A 17,343-nucleotide genomic window follows, 5' to 3' on the forward strand; every position below is an offset into this window, starting at 1 on the left:
CCACAACCAACATGGAGTAAAACATGTCGTCTCATACACCGGTTGTGACCGTTGATGGACCAAGTGGTGCGGGTAAAGGCACTCTTTGTATGCTTTTGGCAAACAAACTAGGTTTCCACTTATTAGATTCAGGTGCTATTTACCGCGTACTTGCGCTTGCGGCTATCCACCATGGTGTGGACATAGAGTCTGAAGATGCGCTTGTCCCACTAGCGACTCACCTAGATGTTCAGTTTATAGCTGAAGGTGATTTAGTGAAAGTCATTCTTGAAGGCGAAGATGTCTCAGGAGAGCTACGCAAAGAAGAAACCGGTATGGCTGCGTCAAAAGTGGCTGCTCTACCACGAGTACGTGAGGCTCTATTGCGTCGTCAGCGTGCCTTTGCTGAAGGCGAAGGTCTAGTTGCCGATGGCCGTGATATGGGCACGGTTGTTTTTCCTCAGGCTGAGGTGAAAATTTTCCTTGATGCTAGCGCTGAAGAGCGCGCGACTCGCCGCCTTAAACAGTTGCAAGGCAAGGGTTTAGATGTTAAATTTGACGACCTTTTGCGCGAGATCCAAGAGCGTGACGACCGAGATCGTAACCGCCCAGTGGCACCATTACGCCCTGCAGAGGATGCGCTTTTGCTAGATTCTACTACGATGAGTATCGACGAAGTGGTAGAAAAAGCACTACAATATATCGAATCGAAGCTAGTCGCTTAGGCGGCTAGGTAAGAGCGTTGGTCGCAAGGATGATGACTGGCGAATTTAATAACCCCACGCGGTAGGATACCCGTGGACGTTTAATTTATTGAAGATTAAATAAATGACTGAATCTTTTGCTCAACTCTTTGAAGAGTTTCTAAACGAGACTGAATTCCAACAAGGCACTATCGTTAAAGGTACTGTAGTAGCTATCGAGAACGGTTTTGTTCTTGTTGACGCTGGTCTAAAGTCTGAGTCTGCAATCCCTGCTGAACAGTTCAAGAACGCTGCTGGCGAACTTGAAGTTGAAGTTGGTTCTGAAGTAGACGTAGCTCTAGACGCTGTAGAAGACGGTTTCGGTGAGACTCAACTTTCTCGTGAGAAAGCGAAGCGTCACGAAGCTTGGATCGTACTTGAGAAGGCTTACGAAGAAGCTGAAACTGTTGTTGGTATCATCAACGGTAAAGTTAAAGGCGGTTTCACTGTTGAACTAAACGGTATCCGTGCTTTCCTTCCTGGTTCACTAGTAGACGTACGTCCTATCCGTGACACTGCTCACCTAGAAAACAAAGAGCTAGAGTTCAAAGTTATCAAACTTGACCAGAAGCGTAACAACGTAGTTGTTTCTCGTCGTGCAGTAATCGAGTCTGAGAACAGCGTTGAGCGTGATGAGCTTCTAGAAACTCTACAAGAAGGCGCAGAAGTTAAAGGTATCGTTAAGAACCTTACTGACTACGGTGCATTCGTAGACCTAGGTGGCGTTGACGGCCTACTACACATCACTGACATGGCTTGGAAGCGCGTTAAGCACCCTTCTGAGATCGTGAACGTTGGTGACGAGATCCAAGTTAAAGTTCTTAAGTTCGATCGTGAGCGTACTCGCGTATCACTAGGTCTTAAGCAGCTAGGCGAAGATCCATGGGTAGCAATCGCTAAGCGTTACCCAGAAGGTCACAAACTATCTGGTCGCGTTACTAACCTAACTGACTACGGCTGTTTCGTTGAAATCGAAGAAGGCGTTGAAGGTCTAGTACACGTTTCTGAAATGGATTGGACTAACAAGAACATTCACCCATCTAAAGTTGTTAATGTTGGCGACGAAGTTGAGGTTATGGTTCTTGAAATCGACGAAGAGCGTCGTCGTATCTCTCTAGGCCTAAAACAGTGTAAAGCTAACCCATGGCAATCTTTCGCTGAAGCGCAAGCTAAAGGCGACAAAGTTACTGGTAAGATCAAGTCTATCACTGACTTCGGTATCTTCATCGGTCTAGATGGCGGCATCGACGGTCTAGTTCACCTATCTGACATTTCTTGGAATGTTGCTGGTGAAGAAGCGGTACGTGAGTACAAGAAAGGCGACGAAATCTCTGCAGTAGTACTAGCAGTAGACGCTGAGCGTGAGCGTATCTCTCTAGGCGTTAAGCAAATGGAAAACGACCCATTCAATGCTTACGTTGCAGAGAAGAAGAAAGGCACTCTAGTTAACGGTACTGTTGTTGCTGTTGACGCTAAAGGTGCAACTATCGAGCTTGAAGAAGGCGTAGAAGGTTACATCCGCGCTTCTGAAGTTTCTCGTGACCGCGTAGAAGACGCTTCTCTAATCCTAAGCGCTGGTGACAGTGTTGAAGCTAAGTTCACAGGTGTAGACCGTAAGAACCGCGTAATCAACCTATCTATCAAAGCTAAAGACGAAGCTGAAGAGCAAGAAGCAATGGCTTCACTGAACAAAGCAGACGATGCTTCATTCGGTAACGCTATGGCTGACGCTTTCAAAGCAGCTAAAAGCGAATAATTAAATCGCTTTTAAGAATAAAGGAGCCGAAAGGCTCCTTTTTTATGCTAGAAAGTTGACTAGTAGTAATACCAATCTCTTCAAAGCGTTCTAAAAAAAGCAATTTTTCACTACACATATTGCTCAATTATTGTCTAAAATTGAAAGCAAGTGTTTGTTGGAACTGGTATTACTTACTATAATAAGTGATAAATTACTCTACGAGGACAACTATGACTAAGTCTGAATTGATTGAAAGACTGTGCGCTGAACAAACGCACCTTTCAGCGAAAGAGATAGAAGATGCTGTAAAAGATATTTTGGAGCATATGGCATCGACACTAGAAAATGGTGACAGAATCGAGATTCGTGGCTTCGGTAGCTTCTCTTTACACTTCCGCGAACCTCGTGTTGGCCGTAATCCAAAAACAGGCGATAAAGTGGAGCTTGAAGGGAAATTTGTCCCTCACTTCAAACCTGGTAAAGAGCTGCGCGAGCGCGTTAATCTCGGCTAGTTCATTGTAAAAGACTGATAAAAAAGCGGCATACAGAGCGTATGCCGCTTTTTTATCATTGGAATTACAGAGATAACCATGGTTTGTTTGTAGCTTTTACTGCATAATCGTATCGGCAGAACTTATCTTAGGTGATGGACTATGAAAATTATAAAAATCGTTCTCGTGCTGGCCCTATTTTTAATTGCATTGGCATTAGGCTCTCAGAATCAGGCAATCGTCAACTTCAACTACCTTATTGCGCAAGGTGATTTCCATCTATCGACGCTGCTAGGTGGTGTATTTGTAGTTGGGTTCGCACTGGCGTGGCTGATTTTTGGCAGTTTGCACCTGAAGTCTAAATTGCAGGTTCGTAAATTAAAGAAGCAGCTAAACAAGCTTTCTCCTCCAGTGAGTGAAGCTAATCAAGGTAAAGCTTAAATCGGTATCTAGGTAGGCTGTTACTCGATGTTAGAAATTCTCTTCTTGTTATTGCCAATTGCCGCCGCTTATGGCTGGTATATGGGTAATCGTAGTGCCCAGCAAGACAAGCAGAAACAATCAAATCAGATTTCACGTCAATATGTGACGGGTTTGAACCTTCTCTTGTCAGATCAATCTGACAAAGCGGTTGATCATTTTATCGAACTTCTTCAAGTCGATAATGAAACGATCGATACGCACCTCGCGCTCGGCAATCTATTCCGCTCTAGAGGCGAAGTCGATCGTGCAATTCGTATTCACCAAAACTTAATCTCTCGTTCTGGTCTGACTATCGATCAGAAAAATATCGCTTTGCAGCAACTTGCGAAAGATTATATGGCATCTGGATTTTTAGACCGTGCTGAAAAAATCTTTGAACAGTTGGTTGAAGAGCCGGATCATCGTGAGGGTGCACTGCAACAGCTTGTCTCAATTTATCAGCAGACTAGAGAATGGAACAAAGCGATTCACTACGCTTCTCTGCTGGTCAAGATGGGTCGCAAGAGGATGTGTACTAGCATAGGTCACTTTTGGTGTGAGCTTGCGATGCAGGAAAAAGCTGATGGACACCATGCCGAAGCAATGCACAATTTTAAACGTGCGCTGTCAGAAGACCCTAAATGTGTTCGCGCTAGCATTGCGCTAGGCAAGCTGTATCTTGACGAAGAAGATTACAAGAGCACCATCAAGTATATGGAGATGGTGTTAGAGCAAGATAGCGATTTCGTCAGTGAGGTATTACCCACTTTGGCCGAGTGTTATCACCATCTTGGGCAAGAAGATGAGCTGCTAAACTTTTTACGCCAGTGTATCGTCAATAAGGCGGGAGTATCTGCAGAATTGATGCTGGCACAACTTGTTGCGCAGCATGATGGTGCCGGAGCCGCTCAAGAGTTATTAACTCGTCAACTGGTTAAGAACCCGACCATGAAAGGTTTCTACCGCTTGATGGACTATCATTTAGCTGAGGCTGAAGAAGGTAGAGCTAAGGCTAGCCTTGGTACATTACAAAAGCTGGTTGGGGAGCAACTCAAAGTTAAGCCTCATTATCGCTGCCGTAAGTGTGGCTTCTCGACTCATTCGATGTATTGGCATTGTCCTTCCTGTAAAGGATGGGGGACGATTAAGCCAATCCGAGGATTGGACGGTGAATAATTTTTCGCATGGGGCAATCCCATCACAAAATAGCAGCGGTGATCCCGCTGCTTTTTTTCGATTTGTTTAAAGTAAGTTAGGAGATGAAATGATCGACCAAAAAGTAATAGTTGCACTTGATTATGATAACCAAGCCGATGCACTCGCTTTTGTTGATAGAATTGACCCAAGCTCATGCCGCTTAAAAGTTGGCAAAGAGATGTTTACACTATTTGGTCCTGATTTCGTCAAGCAACTGCACAAGCGTGGTTTTTCAGTCTTTCTTGATCTTAAGTTCCACGATATTCCAAATACCTGTTCAAAGGCGGTGCGCGCAGCAGCAGAACTAGGCGTATGGATGGTTAACGTTCATGCAAGTGGTGGTGAACGAATGATGACAGCATCACGCGAAATTCTAGAGCCTTATGGTAAAGATCGTCCACTACTGATTGGTGTGACTGTGCTAACCAGTATGGAGCAGAGCGACTTGGCGGGTATTGGCCTTAACATTCAGCCACAAGAGCAAGTCATTCGTCTGGCTAATCTAACCAAAAACTCAGGTTTAGATGGTGTGGTTTGCTCGGCGCAGGAAGCGTCAATGTTAAAAGCTGAGCTAGGTAGCGAGTTCAAATTAGTAACACCAGGTATTCGCCCTGCGGGTGCTGCTGTTGGTGACCAAAAACGTATTATGACACCTGTCGATGCAGTCCAAGCAGGTTCAGATTACTTAGTGATTGGTCGTCCGATTACTCAAGCGGAAGACCCTGCCGTAGTATTAGCAGAAATCAACGCCACACTAGTGTAACCTTTCCCAGTTGAAGCAAAGGCCGGTTTGATACTGGCCTTTGTCGTTTCTATGCTACGAGGTAAGTCGTTTATGCTGGAATTCCGCTATGAAACTTAAAATCGCTATCTAGTGACGAAATCAACTCTGCTTCTAGTTTTCCAAAGTAGTCAATGCGTTCACTGATATTTTCACCTGCAATCTCTTCAGCGAGAGTAAGGTAGTCTTGATAGTGACGTGCTTCTGAGCGTAATAAAGAAATATAGAATTTAGCGATATCTTCATCCATATGTGGTGCAAGCTTAGCAAAGCGTTCACAAGAGCGAGCTTCTATGTATGCACCAATTATCAGCTTGTCGATGAGCGTCTGTGGCTCATGGGTTGCCATGTTACTGAGCAGCCCTTTGGCGTAACGGCTCGCTTGCACCGGCTCGTAGGTGATATCACGATTGTTCATGATTTCGAGTACTTGATAAAAGTGGTGTAGCTCTTCTTTAATCAATAAAACCATTTTGTCGATAAGATCTTGGCTATATAGCGAATCAGATTTTGCCATAATCGCTTTAGAGATATTACTTTTGCCCTTTAACGTATCTAAATTTCCAGTTTTTCGGTAGGCAAAGTCTTCATAGGGTTTAAACCAATCGAGCAGGTTATGCGCGCTTTGTTTGTCTACCGCGTATTTGCGGATCAGATACATTGCAGACTGGCCTGCCTTTAGCTCACATAGTAGATGGTCTATAAGGACTACTTTTAGGTTCTCAGGCTTGCGCGCTTCTTCTACCCATTGTTCTGGTGTTGAGCAGTGTAAAAAACCGTTAATAGGCGCCAACAAGCTCTGGTATTGTTCTAGTTCTATCATTTATATTTTAACAGTTATTAAAAAGAAAAGGCCGCGTTCGCGACCTTTTTGAATACGTTCAGTGGGATTATATTACCACTTTTTCTTTTCACCAAAGAGTGCATCCATATCGTCTTTGCGTTGATCTTCTTCGATTTGATGAAGCTCTTCCGCATTTTTGCTTTGACGTTTGTTTTCTAACTCATCGTACATCGTCTGCAGTTTTTCGCGAGCTTGGGTCGAGTAACTGTCGTTCTTCGTACTTAGCGCATCGAGACCTTTCTTCAATAGTTGAATAGCGGTACCTGGCTGACCACGAACAATCGCATCGTTTGAACGCTTGATTACGTTCTCTATGTTGATGCGAACTTGGATTGTCTCTAAACGAGCATTTTCTGCCACGTAAGCTTGGGTTTCAAAACGTCCTTTATTATGTTCGCTACGAACGGTGTCGCGAAGTCGTTTCACAAGCTTAAGCATGACAATGGCTTGCTTATCACTGGTTGGAACTTTAAAGCTCGCGCTTTCGCCACCTTTAAAGTTATCTTCGAGCTGTTTGATTTGCTGTTTTACATGTTCGACTCGCTGTTCCAACTGCTTATTCTTTGGGTCGAGTTCGTACATACTTTGCAACGCGTCGAGAATACGGGTATTCAGACACATCAATAGCTCTTTACTATAAGGCATATGATGAGCATGTCCGATAAGCTCTTCGGTCGCATCTATGATCTGTAAATAGCGTGAACTTTCCTGTTTTCTTGCCGTTTCTGCTTTAACTTTATACTGCAGCATAATGTTATAGCCGAGAACCAAGACGAGTAAGATGGCAACTAAAGCTATGATTAAACCAATATTCATAAATTCCGTATCTTATGTTTTTTAATGGCTAGCAGATAAGCATACACGATTCCGCTAAGCTACTGCACCTGTTTTGTATTATCGCCTAATTGATAAAGTTTATTAATGAAAACTCTGATTGCAAAGCTTAATCTGAGTAATTGGTTGCAAAATGGGCAATTAAGCGCAAAAACAACCGGCTTTTCTTTACCTTAATAGCGCTGGGACTATCAATTTAAAGCTATTGGCGTTATAACTAAATATTATAAACCATATTTGCTCATCATGGGGCGTCGATAAGGGATTGCGAGGTCAAGAATGAAATTACAACAATTGAAGTATATTGTTGAGGTTGTTAACCATAACCTAAATGTATCTGCAACCGCAGAGAGCCTATACACCTCGCAACCAGGTATTAGTAAGCAAGTTCGCTTATTAGAAGACGAACTCGGTATTCAAATATTTGAGCGTAGTGGCAAGCACTTAACTCAAGTGACAGGAGCGGGTGAAGATATTATCCGCATTTCTCAGGAAATTTTAGCCCGCGTAGAAAGTATCAAAGCTGTTGCGGGTGAACATACTCATCCTGAGATGGGTACCTTAAACATTTCAACGACTCATACCCAGGCTCGTTATGCGCTGCCTGACGTGATCAAAGGCTTTACTGCGCGCTACCCGAAGGTGTCGCTGCACATGCACCAAGGTACACCTTCACAAATGTCCGAAGCAATAGCCAAGGGTACGGCCAACTTTGCCATTGCCACTGAAGCGTTGCATTTATACCAAGATGCGATCATGCTGCCTTGTTATCACTGGAATCGTTCGATCGTTGTACCTAAGTCGCACCCATTGGCTCAGAAAGAGAAAGTGACGATTCAAGATCTGGCTAGCTATCCTCTGGTGACCTATGTGTTTGGATTTACTGGGCGCTCAGAGTTAGACACGGCATTTAACAAATATGGCTTAACACCAAGAGTCGTCTTTACTGCAACCGACGCTGACGTGATTAAAACGTATGTGCGCATGGGAATAGGTGTTGGTGTGATTGCGAGTATGGCGATTGACCAAGAGCAAGACACTGACTTAGTTGCGATTGATGCAAGCCACATCTTTGGTGCAAGTACCACAAGTATTGGATTTAGGCGTGGTACCTTTTTACGCTCTTACATGTTTGATTTTATGGAAAGATTTGCGCCACATTTGACACGACCTGTCGTCGAGCAAGCTTTGTCATTGAAATCAAATGCTGAGATCGACGAAATGTTTAAAGATATCGATTTACCGGTACGCTAGCATCTCAGTAGGCTTCCCTCTAAAATACTCGTTTAGGGGGAAGTCATGTTAAACCAATTTCAATCACTCAATCGATTCTTGAGTGAATATCAAGCCTACTGGCGCTTTGAGCCATTTTTCTTATCTGATCAGCATGCGCTGCCTTGGCTCAATCAAAACCCAGCCTTATGTCGTTGGTTGGAGAGTCTTTCCCCAGAGCAAATTGCATCCTACAAACAGAACAACACTTTGCTGCTTAGCGACATGTCCCATTATGTACCGTGCATCAAGCAGGTTGAAGCGTGGACGACATTACCAAAGTTGGATATTAAAGGTCTCAAGCTAGCACGAGGTGTTGAAAGTGGCGTTCCCGGGCGTAAGCTAGAACAAATCCTCTCTGTGGGAGAAGCCGCTATCATCAATCACCACGGAAGTGAATGGCTTGAATGGTGTTCAGGTAAAGGGTTTCTAGGTAGGATTCTTGCGAGCCAGACTCAGCAAAAAGTCACCAGCTTTGAGTATCAGCACGCGCTTTGTCAGTCTGGTCAACAAGAAGCTGACAAACAAGGTTTATCGATGCATTTTGTCCAAGGGGATGCACTCAGTGAGCAGGCGGAAGATGCATTAAACAGAAAGCAGCATGCCGTAGCGCTGCATGCTTGTGGCGATCTGCATGTTTCTCTGCTCCATCATGCCACGAGTAAACAACTTCCTGCTATTACGCTATCACCATGTTGTTATCATTTGATCAGTAACGAAAGCTATCAGGCTCTGTCCAAACAGGGGAAAGCTTCCACACTCGCACTAACTCGCCAAGAGCTTAGAATCCCTCTACAAGAAACGGTTACTGGTGGAGAAAGGGTCAAACGTCATCGTATGGAAGAAATGACTTATCGACTTGGATTCGACTTACTTGTGCGTGAGGTCACTCAAATTGACACGTATCAGCCTGTCCCGAGTATTAAAAAATCTCAGTTGGCGGAAGGGTTTGAAGCTTTTTGCCAATGGGCTTGTGAAAAGAAGGCAATCAGCCAACCTAAGTTAGACTATGCTCGCTACGAGAAATTAGGTCAAATTCGGTACTGGCAGATGGAGCGTATCAGTTTGGTGCAACAACCGTTTCGCCGTGTGTTAGAGCTCTGGCTCGTGCTTGATAAAGCTCTATACCTTCAAGAACAAGGCTATATGGTCACGTTATCAGAGTTTTGTTCTCGAGAGGCGACCCCGCGCAACTTGTTGATTCACGCCGTGAAACAGTAAACAACAACGCGGCTCTCCTTTTGTTGCTTTAATGTTAAAAGTTGCTTTTCTTTTATACAGCATGTTGGTAATAATATTGATGTGCACATAATTTGTGCAGTAACAAAAATACAAAATCTACCCTCACACAACATGATTGCTTATACCAAGTTCAATGAAAAAGCTCACATGCTATGAGCGCTAAGAAAACAACTTCTAGGCAACTGCGTATAAAGCATAGAAGTGGCTAGGTGTTTGAGCTGACAAGGAAGTTGGTATTACATCAAGGAGTTAAGATGAAAGCAGCAAAAGTCATTGCGACCGCCGTTCTCGCAGGTATCACATTACTCTCATCCACTAGCGTTATGGCGAAGACCGCTAAGGTAGCGGTATCGCAAATCGTTGAGCATCCAGCGTTAGATGCAACACGCCAAGGCTTAATTGATGGTTTGAAAGCCAAAGGTTATGAGCAAGGTAAGAACCTAGAGTTTGACTATAAAACGGCGCAAGGTAATCCGGCGATAGCAGTACAGATTGCGCGCCAATTTGTTGGTGAGAAACCAGATGTATTAGTTGGTATTGCAACACCAACTGCGCAGGCTCTTGTTTCTGCAACACGCTCAATTCCTGTTGTATTTACCGCCGTGACCGACCCTGTGGGCGCGAAGTTAGTTAAACAACTAGAGCAACCGGGCAAAAACGTAACAGGCCTTTCTGACTTATCTCCAGTCAGCCAGCATGTTGAATTGATCAAAGAGATTTTACCAAGCACTAAATCAATCGGGGTAGTCTTTAATCCAGGAGAAGCCAACGCGGTGACTCTAGTTGAGCTACTTAAACAGAGTGCAGCAGAGCAAGGTATTCAAGTAATTGAAGCGACGGCTCTGAAAAGTGCTGATGTCCAATCTGCCACTCAAGCAATTGCCGCGAAGTCAGACGTCATCTACGCCCCAACGGACAACACAGTTGCCAGTGCCATAGAAGGTATGATTGTAGCGGCAAATCAAGCTAAGACACCAGTGCTTGGCGGCGCTACTTCTTATGTTGAGAAAGGGGCTATTGCGAGCCTTGGCTTTGACTACTATCAAGTTGGGGTTCAAACTGCAGATTATGTTGCTGCTATCCTAGAAGGTTCTAATCCTGGTTCATTAGATGTAAAAGTGGCTAAGGGTTCTGACCTTGTCGTTAACAAAACCGCTGCTACTAAGTTAGGTGTCGCTATTCCTCAATCAGTTCTAGATCGTGCCACAAGCGTAAAATAAACCATAGCCTCAAGTACGCATTTACATCGCATGCTTGAGGCGTTTTGATCTTTAGCAGAAAAGGGAGTTGGTATGTCTGCTTTTGCATTTTTTGGCGCTTTGGAAATTGGCTTATTGTATGGTCTTGTTGCTTTAGGCGTCTATCTCACGTTCCGTGTTCTTGATTTTCCTGATTTGAGTGTTGATGGCAGCTTCCCTATGGGAGCGGCTGTGGCGGCAACCGCGATTGTGGCTGGTATTAATCCTTGGATTGCAACATTTATGGCGATTCTAGCTGGGGCGGCCACAGGTTGGGTGACGGCATTTCTTGCCGTGCGTTGTGGTATTCTTCACTTGCTCGCTTCCATTCTCACCATGATTGCTGCCTTCTCTATCAACATAAGAATAATGGGGAGACCCAACGTCGCGTTGTTAGGAGAACAGACCATCCTAACGCCTTTTGAAACCATCGGTGACCCTATGCTGATTCGCCCTTTGATCGTAGGTATATTGGTGTTGATTTCAGGGTGGCTAGTGGTAAGGCTTCTTAACAGTGATTTTGGGTTAGGGCTTCGTGCTACGGGTGTGAATGCGCGTATGGTATCGGCTCAAGGTGCCAGCACAGCATTCTACACTTACTTTGGTTTGGCGCTCTCTAACGGGTTCGTTGGCTTTGCCGGTGCTTTGTTCGCTCAAACCAATAGTTTTGCCGATGTGACGTCTGGCGTTGGTACTATAGTGGTTGGCTTAGCTGCGGTAATCTTAGGCCAAACCTTAATCCCGGGGCGGAAGATCTGGGTCGCGGTTGTCGCCGTGATTGTCGGTTCAGTATTGTACCGTTTAGCGGTCGCCTTTGCCCTAAGTAGTGGCATGTTTGGCCTCCAGGCCTCTGATCTAAATTTGGTCACTGCCGTATTAGTCGCGATTGCTCTTATCGCACCGAAAATCAAAGGTAATCTCAAGTCAAAAAAGCATAGTCTTCCTGCCAGTAATCAAGAGAAATTAAAGCAGGAAAAAGAGTCAGGAGAGGTAGCATGATTCGTTTGGAAGATATTCAAGTGACTTTTAACCCCGGCACTATTCTAGAAAACAAAGCGCTGCGAGGAGTAACTTTAGAAGTCCCGCAACATGAGTTTTTGACGGTGATAGGCTCCAATGGAGCAGGAAAATCAACCCTGCTGGGGGCGGTGACGGGAGAAACTCCGATGGTTGGCGGTAGCGTAATCATTGACGATCTCGATGTGACTAAACGCAGTGTTGACCAACGAGCACAGCAATGTGCGCGTGTATTCCAAGATCCCTTAGCTGGAACGTGTGGTGATTTGACGATCGAAGAGAACATGGCGCTAGCCTATATGCGTGGCAAAAAACGTGGCTGGGGTTTGTCTCTAACGGCAAAACGTCGCAAGTTGTTCCAAGATCGAATCAGCATTTTAGGCTTAGGGCTAGAAGATCGACTGGGAGACAGCATTGGGCTGCTTTCTGGAGGGCAACGTCAAGCCGTGAGTTTAGTTATGGCGACATTGTCAGATAGCAAGCTACTTTTGCTTGATGAGCATACTGCCGCGCTAGACCCTCGCATGGCGGCATTTATTATCGACTTAACCAAGAAAATCGTTGCGGAGTTCAACTTGACCGTAATGATGGTTACTCACTCAATGAAAGATGCGTTGGCATGCGGAGATCGCACCGTTATGCTCCATCAAGGTGAGATTGTGCTTGATGTCTCAGGTGAACAACGTGCCAATATGCAGGTGCCTGATTTACTAGAAATGTTTACAAAAGTTCGGGGAGAAGAGCTAGCAGATGACAGCTTGCTACTAAATTAGTATTTACTGACAGTTGTCAATCAACTTATGATGCCGACTGGTGACACTAATTACCTCATAAGCCTATCGACTGTATACCAGTGCTGATAGGCTTTTAAATTTACATTTTAGAGTGAGAAGTGGGATGCAGGTAAACAGGCATTTCAGTTTAAAGTTTGTCTTCTTGATGCCTTTGGCCATAGCTATTATTGTTTTGGCACTAACGGTAAAGAACTATTACGATTCAGTAAACAGGGATATTGATGATGAGTATGAGCGAATTCATGCGGCGCTATCAAGATCGGCTAAAGTTATCTCGGCACTGGATTACAGTTTCTCTAACTCCTCTTATATTTTGCTGGTTGAACACAATCGCCAGGTGAAAGGTGAGCTATGCCAAATGTGGCCTATTGATGCAGCCTTATTGTCTGATGGACGCGACCAAGAAATCCCAGCAGTAGACATCAATTATATGCTGGTTGGAGATGCATCTCTCTGTGATCCGCACAGCGATAACTACCAAAGAGTATCAGACCAGGTGTCATTGGCACCTATACTCTCTTTTCTTCATGATATCGACACCTATCTATTGGGCATTCATTACATCGATAAAGAGGGCTACATCATGTCCTCTCCTGACACCTACGCCAAAAGCATTACCCTTGAGCTGTTGAACACGCTTAAAGTTCGTCCATTTTGGCACCAGACTGCTCACAACAGAGATTTAGTGACTTTAACGGGCCCAGCACCAATTGCTACCACGAGCGATTTAGTGATGAGCTTGAGCATGCCTGTGTTCAATAACGGTGTTCATCAAGGGATGCTGTCTGTTGATATTGCTTATGATGAGTTACTTGATAGCCAAGGAACACTGGCGGGAAATCTGAGCATTATTGATAGTGCGAGAATTTCGCCACCTCAGAATGCATTCAGGTTAGAAACGATTGATATTGATGGTGTCGTAGGTGAGCACTCACTGTACTACTTACTTGATTTGCCGAAAGAGATTGGTAATTTTTTTTCGTTTGAGCGTTATAGCTTAATCGTCACTCTATTTATCTACGTTTTCTCGGTCATCGTTCTATTTTTCATTAATACACGAATTGAGCACGGTTACTTTAAAGAGCTTGCCGCTAAAGACCCAATGACGGGTTTACTTAACCGCCGTGGCTTAGAAGACTTTCTGCAAGGTAGAACCAATGCCTCGTGTGCGGTTTTGTCCGTTCTCGATATTGATGACTTTAAGGCCATCAATGATACCTATGGGCACGATGTTGGGGATCGTGTGATTACCTATATGGCTAAGACTATCTCACTCAGTATTCGTGATAGTGATGCCGCTGCGCGCATTGGCGGAGAAGAGTTCGTAATCTATCTGTCAGGTAACAACATAGAGGCGTTAAAAAACAGTATCAATCGAGTTCACCAGGCGATTTGTTCTCAGTCTCATCAGGCTGTTGAAGGCGGATTTACTGTGTCAGGAGGCGTTGAGGTTATTCAAGGAAACACGCCATGCAGCTTTGATAAGCTATTCAAAGCTGCGGACGAAAAGTTGTATCAGGCGAAAACGAGCGGAAAGAACAAGTTGGTGTTTTAAGCGGCTAGTTTGTCGCGATAGCGAGTGATATGTTCAACAATTGGTGCAGCCGTTGTGAAAGTACGAATCTCTCTAAACAAGGCATCAGCTTGTGGGTATTGGTGGCGTAGGTACGAGAACCATTGTTTAACGCGGTTTGGGTAGTACAGCCCTTTGTCACCTTTCATCTCATATTGTGAGTAAATCAACAGCAGTTCTACAACTTCGGACCAAGGCATCACGGTGTGATTGTGCTTCACTACCTTACCTAGATTCGGCACGTTAAATGCGCCGCGACATACCATGAGTGAATCAACCCCCGCTGTTTCAATACAAGCTTGGCCGTCTTGGTAATTCCAAATCTCACCATTTGCGATCAATGGAATCGAAAAGCGTTCACGAATTTGGTTAATGTATTCCCATTTTATTTCACTCGCCTTATAACCCCCGGTTTTGGTCCGAGCATGCACTGTTAGCTCATTTGCACCGGCGGATTGGATTGCATCAACAATCTCAAAACAATCTTCAGGGTTATCCCAGCCAAGGCGAATTTTTGCTGTCACTGGAGTGTGTGACGGGACAGCCTCACGGCAAGCTTTTACGACGTTGTGAATCAGCTCTGGGTGCTGTAATAGGGCCGCGCCCCCCTTGCTTTTATTGACTAGTTTAGCAGGGCAGCCGAAGTTTAGGTCGATGCCTTTCGCCCCTAGATCCGCAGCTTTAATCGCATTTTCTGCCATCCAGTTTGGATCTTGACCTAATAGCTGAATATGCACGGGCACACCAGACTTAGTTTGAGAGCCTTGCTCTAGTTCTGGACACAAGCGATGAAAAACATGGTCTGGGAGGAGTTGATCTACTACACGAACAAACTCAGTGACACATAAGTCATAGTCATTGATGTCGGTTAAAATCTCGCGCATCAAATGGTCTAACACACCCTCCATAGGGCCCAGCACTAATCGCATAAAGCTGCTCTCACAAAATCAGTCTCTAAAATTAAGAGGCGTGATTTTAGAGTGAAGGTCGACAAAAGTCATCTTTAATCGGCCTGCTGGAATTATCGAGGTAGTGTATTATTTCGAATAACTTCGTATGAGCCATCCTGCGGAAAATAATTTAGTGTCCAAATCTTGGTATCGTAATCACTGATATTGGATACGTAGTAGTAATAACAAGACGCAGAATCACCTGAACCTCGGTACCAACTGACGATATCAGCATCGGTTGGCAAAATTGGGTCTGTATGTACCTCAACCGTCAGATCGGTATTGAGGAGGTTTTTCCACAGCTCTGGGCAATTTGGGATTGAAGCGGTAGAAGCAACAGTTCTAGGAAAACCTCCGGAAGAAGGTATGACCACGCCATTTGCGTAACCTTTTACTGCGGCGGAAGGTTCTCCTTCGACGAGCCAAATTGAATGGTAAAGTTGCGTTGCACTAGTAAAGGCAGCAAATGCCGCTTTTGCTCGATTAGTATGTGCATCTTCTTGATAGTTAAGAAAGCGTGGCGCAGCAGTGACAGCAAGCACCCCCAAAATAACAATTACTACAATCAACTCAATAAGCGTGAAACCACGGAAATTAGTTTTTCTCATTTTGACTACAACAACCTGTCTGCGAAATGTAACTAAACATTACTACGAGCGCATAATGCACCTAATGAGCAATTTATCCAAGTGAAATAAGTGTAGCAAGAAAAAGGGCTAGTTATTAAGTGCGATAGCTAGCCGTGACGGGAATGTTGTCGAATTACCACAAGGAGAGGTTATCAAATCAGGGAGTAAAGTAACGAAGTGACCCAAAGCCTTGCTTAAGGGTATAATGCGCCCAAACTATTGTGAAAACTAGATTAAGAAAATGAAGTATCAATTACTGAAACTTGCAGGCCCAGTTACTGACGAGTCCCCTTTGTTCATTGAAGGTTTAACCCTTGCAGCTAATATGGCGACTAAACCTTTAGCACCGGAATCATGGCTACCTTCTGTATTCGCAGATCATGCGGTGCAAATAAAAGCGGATATTGAAATCCATATCAACCAGCAGTATAACTACCTGAAGCGCAACGAATATTCTTTATTGGCGCTGTTAGATGACACCAACCGACGCGAGCAGTTTGCTGATTTTGCAGAAGGTTTTATGACGCTTTGGCCAACGGTCGAAGAGCAATGGGCACAGCTAAACCTTGGTGATGGTACGCTACGTATGTTGCAAGCATTGCTTACAACACTCATGTTAGCTATTGATGAGGAACAAACTCACCAGCAAATGAAAGCGTCGGGAATTGATACTCCGCCAACGTTTGAAGAAATGTCGCCTCAGATTGACTTCATGATCTCTGAAGTGGCGCAAGCGGCCGACGAAGCAATGATCGGCGCTAAATCTCAAAACGTAAATCCCTACAAAAATATTGGTCGAAACGACGCGTGCCCTTGTGGAAGTGGTAAAAAATTCAAGCAGTGCTGCGGCTCTTAACTTGTTGAGTGAGCTAAATCGAACAAAGTTTGCCTTTTTCGGTCAAACTCATTAATCGATCGCGATATAACAGACGCATAAGTGACGAATTAGGAAGAGAACTGATGAAAAAATTTGCCGTATTATTACTGATGAGCTTTTCAGTATTGGCAGCGCCAAAAGACGAGCTTAGCCTCCGCTTACAGAAAAATGAAGGCTTTAGCGCTGATTTTTCTCAGCAGCTAATTAGCCCAGAAGGCGACGTCGTAATGGAAGGGGAGGGCAATGTAGAAATTGCTCGCCCAAGTTTATTTCGTTGGACAACAACAACGCCTGATGAAAACGTGCTGGTGTCTGATGGCAAATCTTTGTGGTATTACAGCCCATTTATCGAGCAAGTGAGTATTTACTGGCAAGAACAAGCAACCGAGCAAACACCTTTTGTTCTGCTGACTCGTAATCGTGCCAGCGACTGGGATAACTACAACGTTGAACAGAACGGCGATATATTCACGCTAACGCCAAGCGCAGTGGACTCTAATCAAGGTCAATTCAAGTTGAAGATTGATGCCAAGGGCGCGGTACAAGGTTTTAGTGTTGTAGAGCAAGATGGTCAGCAAAGTAACTTTGTGTTTAACAATATTGATCTTAGCAAGCCTAAGGCTGAGCGATTTACTTTTGTGGTGCCAAAAGGCGTTGAGGTTGATGACCAAAGGAATTAAGT

The 17,343-nt window shown here is 44.5% G+C and carries 18 protein-coding genes; 14 read left to right on the forward strand and 4 right to left on the reverse strand.

The genetic code is table 11. From position 1 onward, the window contains the following. Window positions 1-23 precede the first annotated feature (23 nt). The 6 genes from cmk to pyrF all read left to right on the forward strand — a co-directional run bounded on the left by cmk (window position 24) and on the right by pyrF (window position 5,373). Complete coding sequence (gene cmk, locus ZX61_RS05185; RefSeq protein ID WP_049843642.1) at window positions 24-704, forward strand: (d)CMP kinase; 681 nt, start codon at window positions 24-26, stop codon at window positions 702-704. Between the two features lie 103 nt (window positions 705-807). Further along, window positions 808-2,478 carry a 30S ribosomal protein S1 gene (gene rpsA / locus ZX61_RS05190; RefSeq protein ID WP_049843643.1) on the forward strand — a complete coding sequence of 557 codons (1,671 nt, stop codon included), beginning with the start codon at window positions 808-810 and terminating at the stop codon, window positions 2,476-2,478. Between the two features lie 212 nt (window positions 2,479-2,690). Next, complete coding sequence (gene ihfB, locus ZX61_RS05195; protein WP_049843644.1) at window positions 2,691-2,972, forward strand: integration host factor subunit beta; 282 nt, start codon at window positions 2,691-2,693, stop codon at window positions 2,970-2,972. Window positions 2,973-3,113: 141 nt separating this feature from the next. Continuing rightward, on the forward strand, window positions 3,114-3,392 hold the full coding sequence (locus ZX61_RS05200; RefSeq protein WP_049843645.1) for a LapA family protein: 279 nt from the start codon (window positions 3,114-3,116) through the stop codon (window positions 3,390-3,392). 27 nt (window positions 3,393-3,419) lie between these two features. Further along, on the forward strand, window positions 3,420-4,589 hold the full coding sequence (gene lapB, locus ZX61_RS05205) for a lipopolysaccharide assembly protein LapB (RefSeq protein WP_049843646.1): 1,170 nt from the start codon (window positions 3,420-3,422) through the stop codon (window positions 4,587-4,589). A gap of 88 nt (window positions 4,590-4,677) precedes the next feature. Then, window positions 4,678-5,373 (forward strand): orotidine-5'-phosphate decarboxylase, encoded by a 696-nt coding sequence (pyrF, locus tag ZX61_RS05210; RefSeq protein WP_049843647.1) that lies wholly within the window; start codon window positions 4,678-4,680, stop codon window positions 5,371-5,373. 70 nt (window positions 5,374-5,443) lie between these two features. Here the strand turns inward: pyrF and miaE are convergent, their stop codons facing one another. Then, window positions 5,444-6,214, reverse strand: a complete 771-nt coding sequence (gene miaE / locus ZX61_RS05215; protein ID WP_049843648.1) for a tRNA isopentenyl-2-thiomethyl-A-37 hydroxylase MiaE — start codon at window positions 6,212-6,214, stop codon at window positions 5,444-5,446. A 72-nt stretch (window positions 6,215-6,286) separates the two neighbouring features. Next, the gene (locus tag ZX61_RS05220) at window positions 6,287-7,051 is read right to left on the reverse strand and encodes a hypothetical protein (protein ID WP_049843649.1); all 765 of its coding nucleotides are present in this window, start codon (window positions 7,049-7,051) and stop codon (window positions 6,287-6,289) included. 297 nt (window positions 7,052-7,348) lie between these two features. On the opposite strand from ZX61_RS05220, the gene cysB reads away from it, so the two are divergent. From cysB to ZX61_RS05250, 6 genes are all read left to right on the forward strand, one after another. Continuing rightward, on the forward strand, window positions 7,349-8,323 hold the full coding sequence (gene cysB, locus ZX61_RS05225) for an HTH-type transcriptional regulator CysB (protein WP_049843650.1): 975 nt from the start codon (window positions 7,349-7,351) through the stop codon (window positions 8,321-8,323). Between the two features lie 45 nt (window positions 8,324-8,368). After that, window positions 8,369-9,562 carry a methyltransferase gene (locus tag ZX61_RS05230; protein WP_049843651.1) on the forward strand — a complete coding sequence of 398 codons (1,194 nt, stop codon included), beginning with the start codon at window positions 8,369-8,371 and terminating at the stop codon, window positions 9,560-9,562. Between the two features lie 275 nt (window positions 9,563-9,837). Further along, entirely contained in the window at window positions 9,838-10,803 is a 966-nt protein-coding gene (locus ZX61_RS05235) for an ABC transporter substrate-binding protein (protein WP_049843652.1), read from the forward strand. Between the two features lie 72 nt (window positions 10,804-10,875). Continuing rightward, on the forward strand, window positions 10,876-11,820 hold the full coding sequence (locus tag ZX61_RS05240) for an ABC transporter permease (protein WP_049843653.1): 945 nt from the start codon (window positions 10,876-10,878) through the stop codon (window positions 11,818-11,820). Further along, entirely contained in the window at window positions 11,817-12,611 is a 795-nt protein-coding gene (locus ZX61_RS05245; protein WP_049843654.1) for an ABC transporter ATP-binding protein, read from the forward strand. The genes ZX61_RS05240 and ZX61_RS05245 overlap by 4 nt, the downstream gene beginning before the upstream one ends. Before the next feature lie 124 nt (window positions 12,612-12,735). Further along, the gene (locus tag ZX61_RS05250) at window positions 12,736-14,187 is read left to right on the forward strand and encodes a sensor domain-containing diguanylate cyclase (RefSeq protein WP_049843655.1); all 1,452 of its coding nucleotides are present in this window, start codon (window positions 12,736-12,738) and stop codon (window positions 14,185-14,187) included. On the opposite strand, the gene dusC is transcribed toward ZX61_RS05250, so the two are convergent. Then, window positions 14,184-15,134 (reverse strand): tRNA dihydrouridine(16) synthase DusC, encoded by a 951-nt coding sequence (gene dusC / locus ZX61_RS05255; RefSeq protein ID WP_049843656.1) that lies wholly within the window; start codon window positions 15,132-15,134, stop codon window positions 14,184-14,186. The two genes, ZX61_RS05250 and dusC, sit on opposite strands and share 4 nt — an antisense overlap. Window positions 15,135-15,226: 92 nt before the next feature. After that, window positions 15,227-15,763 carry a type II secretion system protein gene (locus tag ZX61_RS24690; RefSeq protein WP_049843657.1) on the reverse strand — a complete coding sequence of 179 codons (537 nt, stop codon included), beginning with the start codon at window positions 15,761-15,763 and terminating at the stop codon, window positions 15,227-15,229. Between the two features lie 262 nt (window positions 15,764-16,025). Between ZX61_RS24690 and ZX61_RS05265 the strand changes: the two genes are divergently transcribed. Both ZX61_RS05265 and lolA read left to right on the forward strand, forming a co-directional pair. Further along, on the forward strand, window positions 16,026-16,640 hold the full coding sequence (locus ZX61_RS05265; RefSeq protein WP_049843658.1) for an SEC-C metal-binding domain-containing protein: 615 nt from the start codon (window positions 16,026-16,028) through the stop codon (window positions 16,638-16,640). A 104-nt stretch (window positions 16,641-16,744) separates the two neighbouring features. Then, window positions 16,745-17,341, forward strand: a complete 597-nt coding sequence (gene lolA / locus ZX61_RS05270) for an outer membrane lipoprotein chaperone LolA (RefSeq protein WP_049843659.1) — start codon at window positions 16,745-16,747, stop codon at window positions 17,339-17,341. The last annotated feature ends 2 nt before the right edge of the window (window positions 17,342-17,343 follow it).

Source organism: Vibrio sp. VPAP30 (assembly GCF_001188205.1).
Taxonomy (GTDB): domain Bacteria; phylum Pseudomonadota; class Gammaproteobacteria; order Enterobacterales; family Vibrionaceae; genus Vibrio; species Vibrio bivalvicida.

What these genes read in the sequence shown, in the direction of transcription:
- ihfB (WP_049843644.1), top strand. Translation starts at nt 2,691, where the DNA reads ATGACTAAGTCTGAATTGATTGAAAGACTGTGCGCTGAACAAACGCAC.
- ZX61_RS05265 (WP_049843658.1), top strand. Translation starts at nt 16,026, where the DNA reads ATGAAGTATCAATTACTGAAACTTGCAGGCCCAGTTACTGACGAGTCC.
- cysB (WP_049843650.1), top strand. Translation starts at nt 7,349, where the DNA reads ATGAAATTACAACAATTGAAGTATATTGTTGAGGTTGTTAACCATAAC.
- ZX61_RS05200 (WP_049843645.1), top strand. Translation starts at nt 3,114, where the DNA reads ATGAAAATTATAAAAATCGTTCTCGTGCTGGCCCTATTTTTAATTGCA.
- ZX61_RS24690 (WP_049843657.1), bottom strand. Translation starts at nt 15,763, where the DNA reads ATGAGAAAAACTAATTTCCGTGGTTTCACGCTTATTGAGTTGATTGTA.
- lolA (WP_049843659.1), top strand. Translation starts at nt 16,745, where the DNA reads ATGAAAAAATTTGCCGTATTATTACTGATGAGCTTTTCAGTATTGGCA.
- cmk (WP_049843642.1), top strand. Translation starts at nt 24, where the DNA reads ATGTCGTCTCATACACCGGTTGTGACCGTTGATGGACCAAGTGGTGCG.
- ZX61_RS05250 (WP_049843655.1), top strand. Translation starts at nt 12,736, where the DNA reads ATGCAGGTAAACAGGCATTTCAGTTTAAAGTTTGTCTTCTTGATGCCT.
- pyrF (WP_049843647.1), top strand. Translation starts at nt 4,678, where the DNA reads ATGATCGACCAAAAAGTAATAGTTGCACTTGATTATGATAACCAAGCC.
- rpsA (WP_049843643.1), top strand. Translation starts at nt 808, where the DNA reads ATGACTGAATCTTTTGCTCAACTCTTTGAAGAGTTTCTAAACGAGACT.
- lapB (WP_049843646.1), top strand. Translation starts at nt 3,420, where the DNA reads ATGTTAGAAATTCTCTTCTTGTTATTGCCAATTGCCGCCGCTTATGGC.
- ZX61_RS05245 (WP_049843654.1), top strand. Translation starts at nt 11,817, where the DNA reads ATGATTCGTTTGGAAGATATTCAAGTGACTTTTAACCCCGGCACTATT.
- ZX61_RS05220 (WP_049843649.1), bottom strand. Translation starts at nt 7,051, where the DNA reads ATGAATATTGGTTTAATCATAGCTTTAGTTGCCATCTTACTCGTCTTG.
- miaE (WP_049843648.1), bottom strand. Translation starts at nt 6,214, where the DNA reads ATGATAGAACTAGAACAATACCAGAGCTTGTTGGCGCCTATTAACGGT.
- dusC (WP_049843656.1), bottom strand. Translation starts at nt 15,134, where the DNA reads ATGCGATTAGTGCTGGGCCCTATGGAGGGTGTGTTAGACCATTTGATG.
- ZX61_RS05235 (WP_049843652.1), top strand. Translation starts at nt 9,838, where the DNA reads ATGAAAGCAGCAAAAGTCATTGCGACCGCCGTTCTCGCAGGTATCACA.
- ZX61_RS05240 (WP_049843653.1), top strand. Translation starts at nt 10,876, where the DNA reads ATGTCTGCTTTTGCATTTTTTGGCGCTTTGGAAATTGGCTTATTGTAT.
- ZX61_RS05230 (WP_049843651.1), top strand. Translation starts at nt 8,369, where the DNA reads ATGTTAAACCAATTTCAATCACTCAATCGATTCTTGAGTGAATATCAA.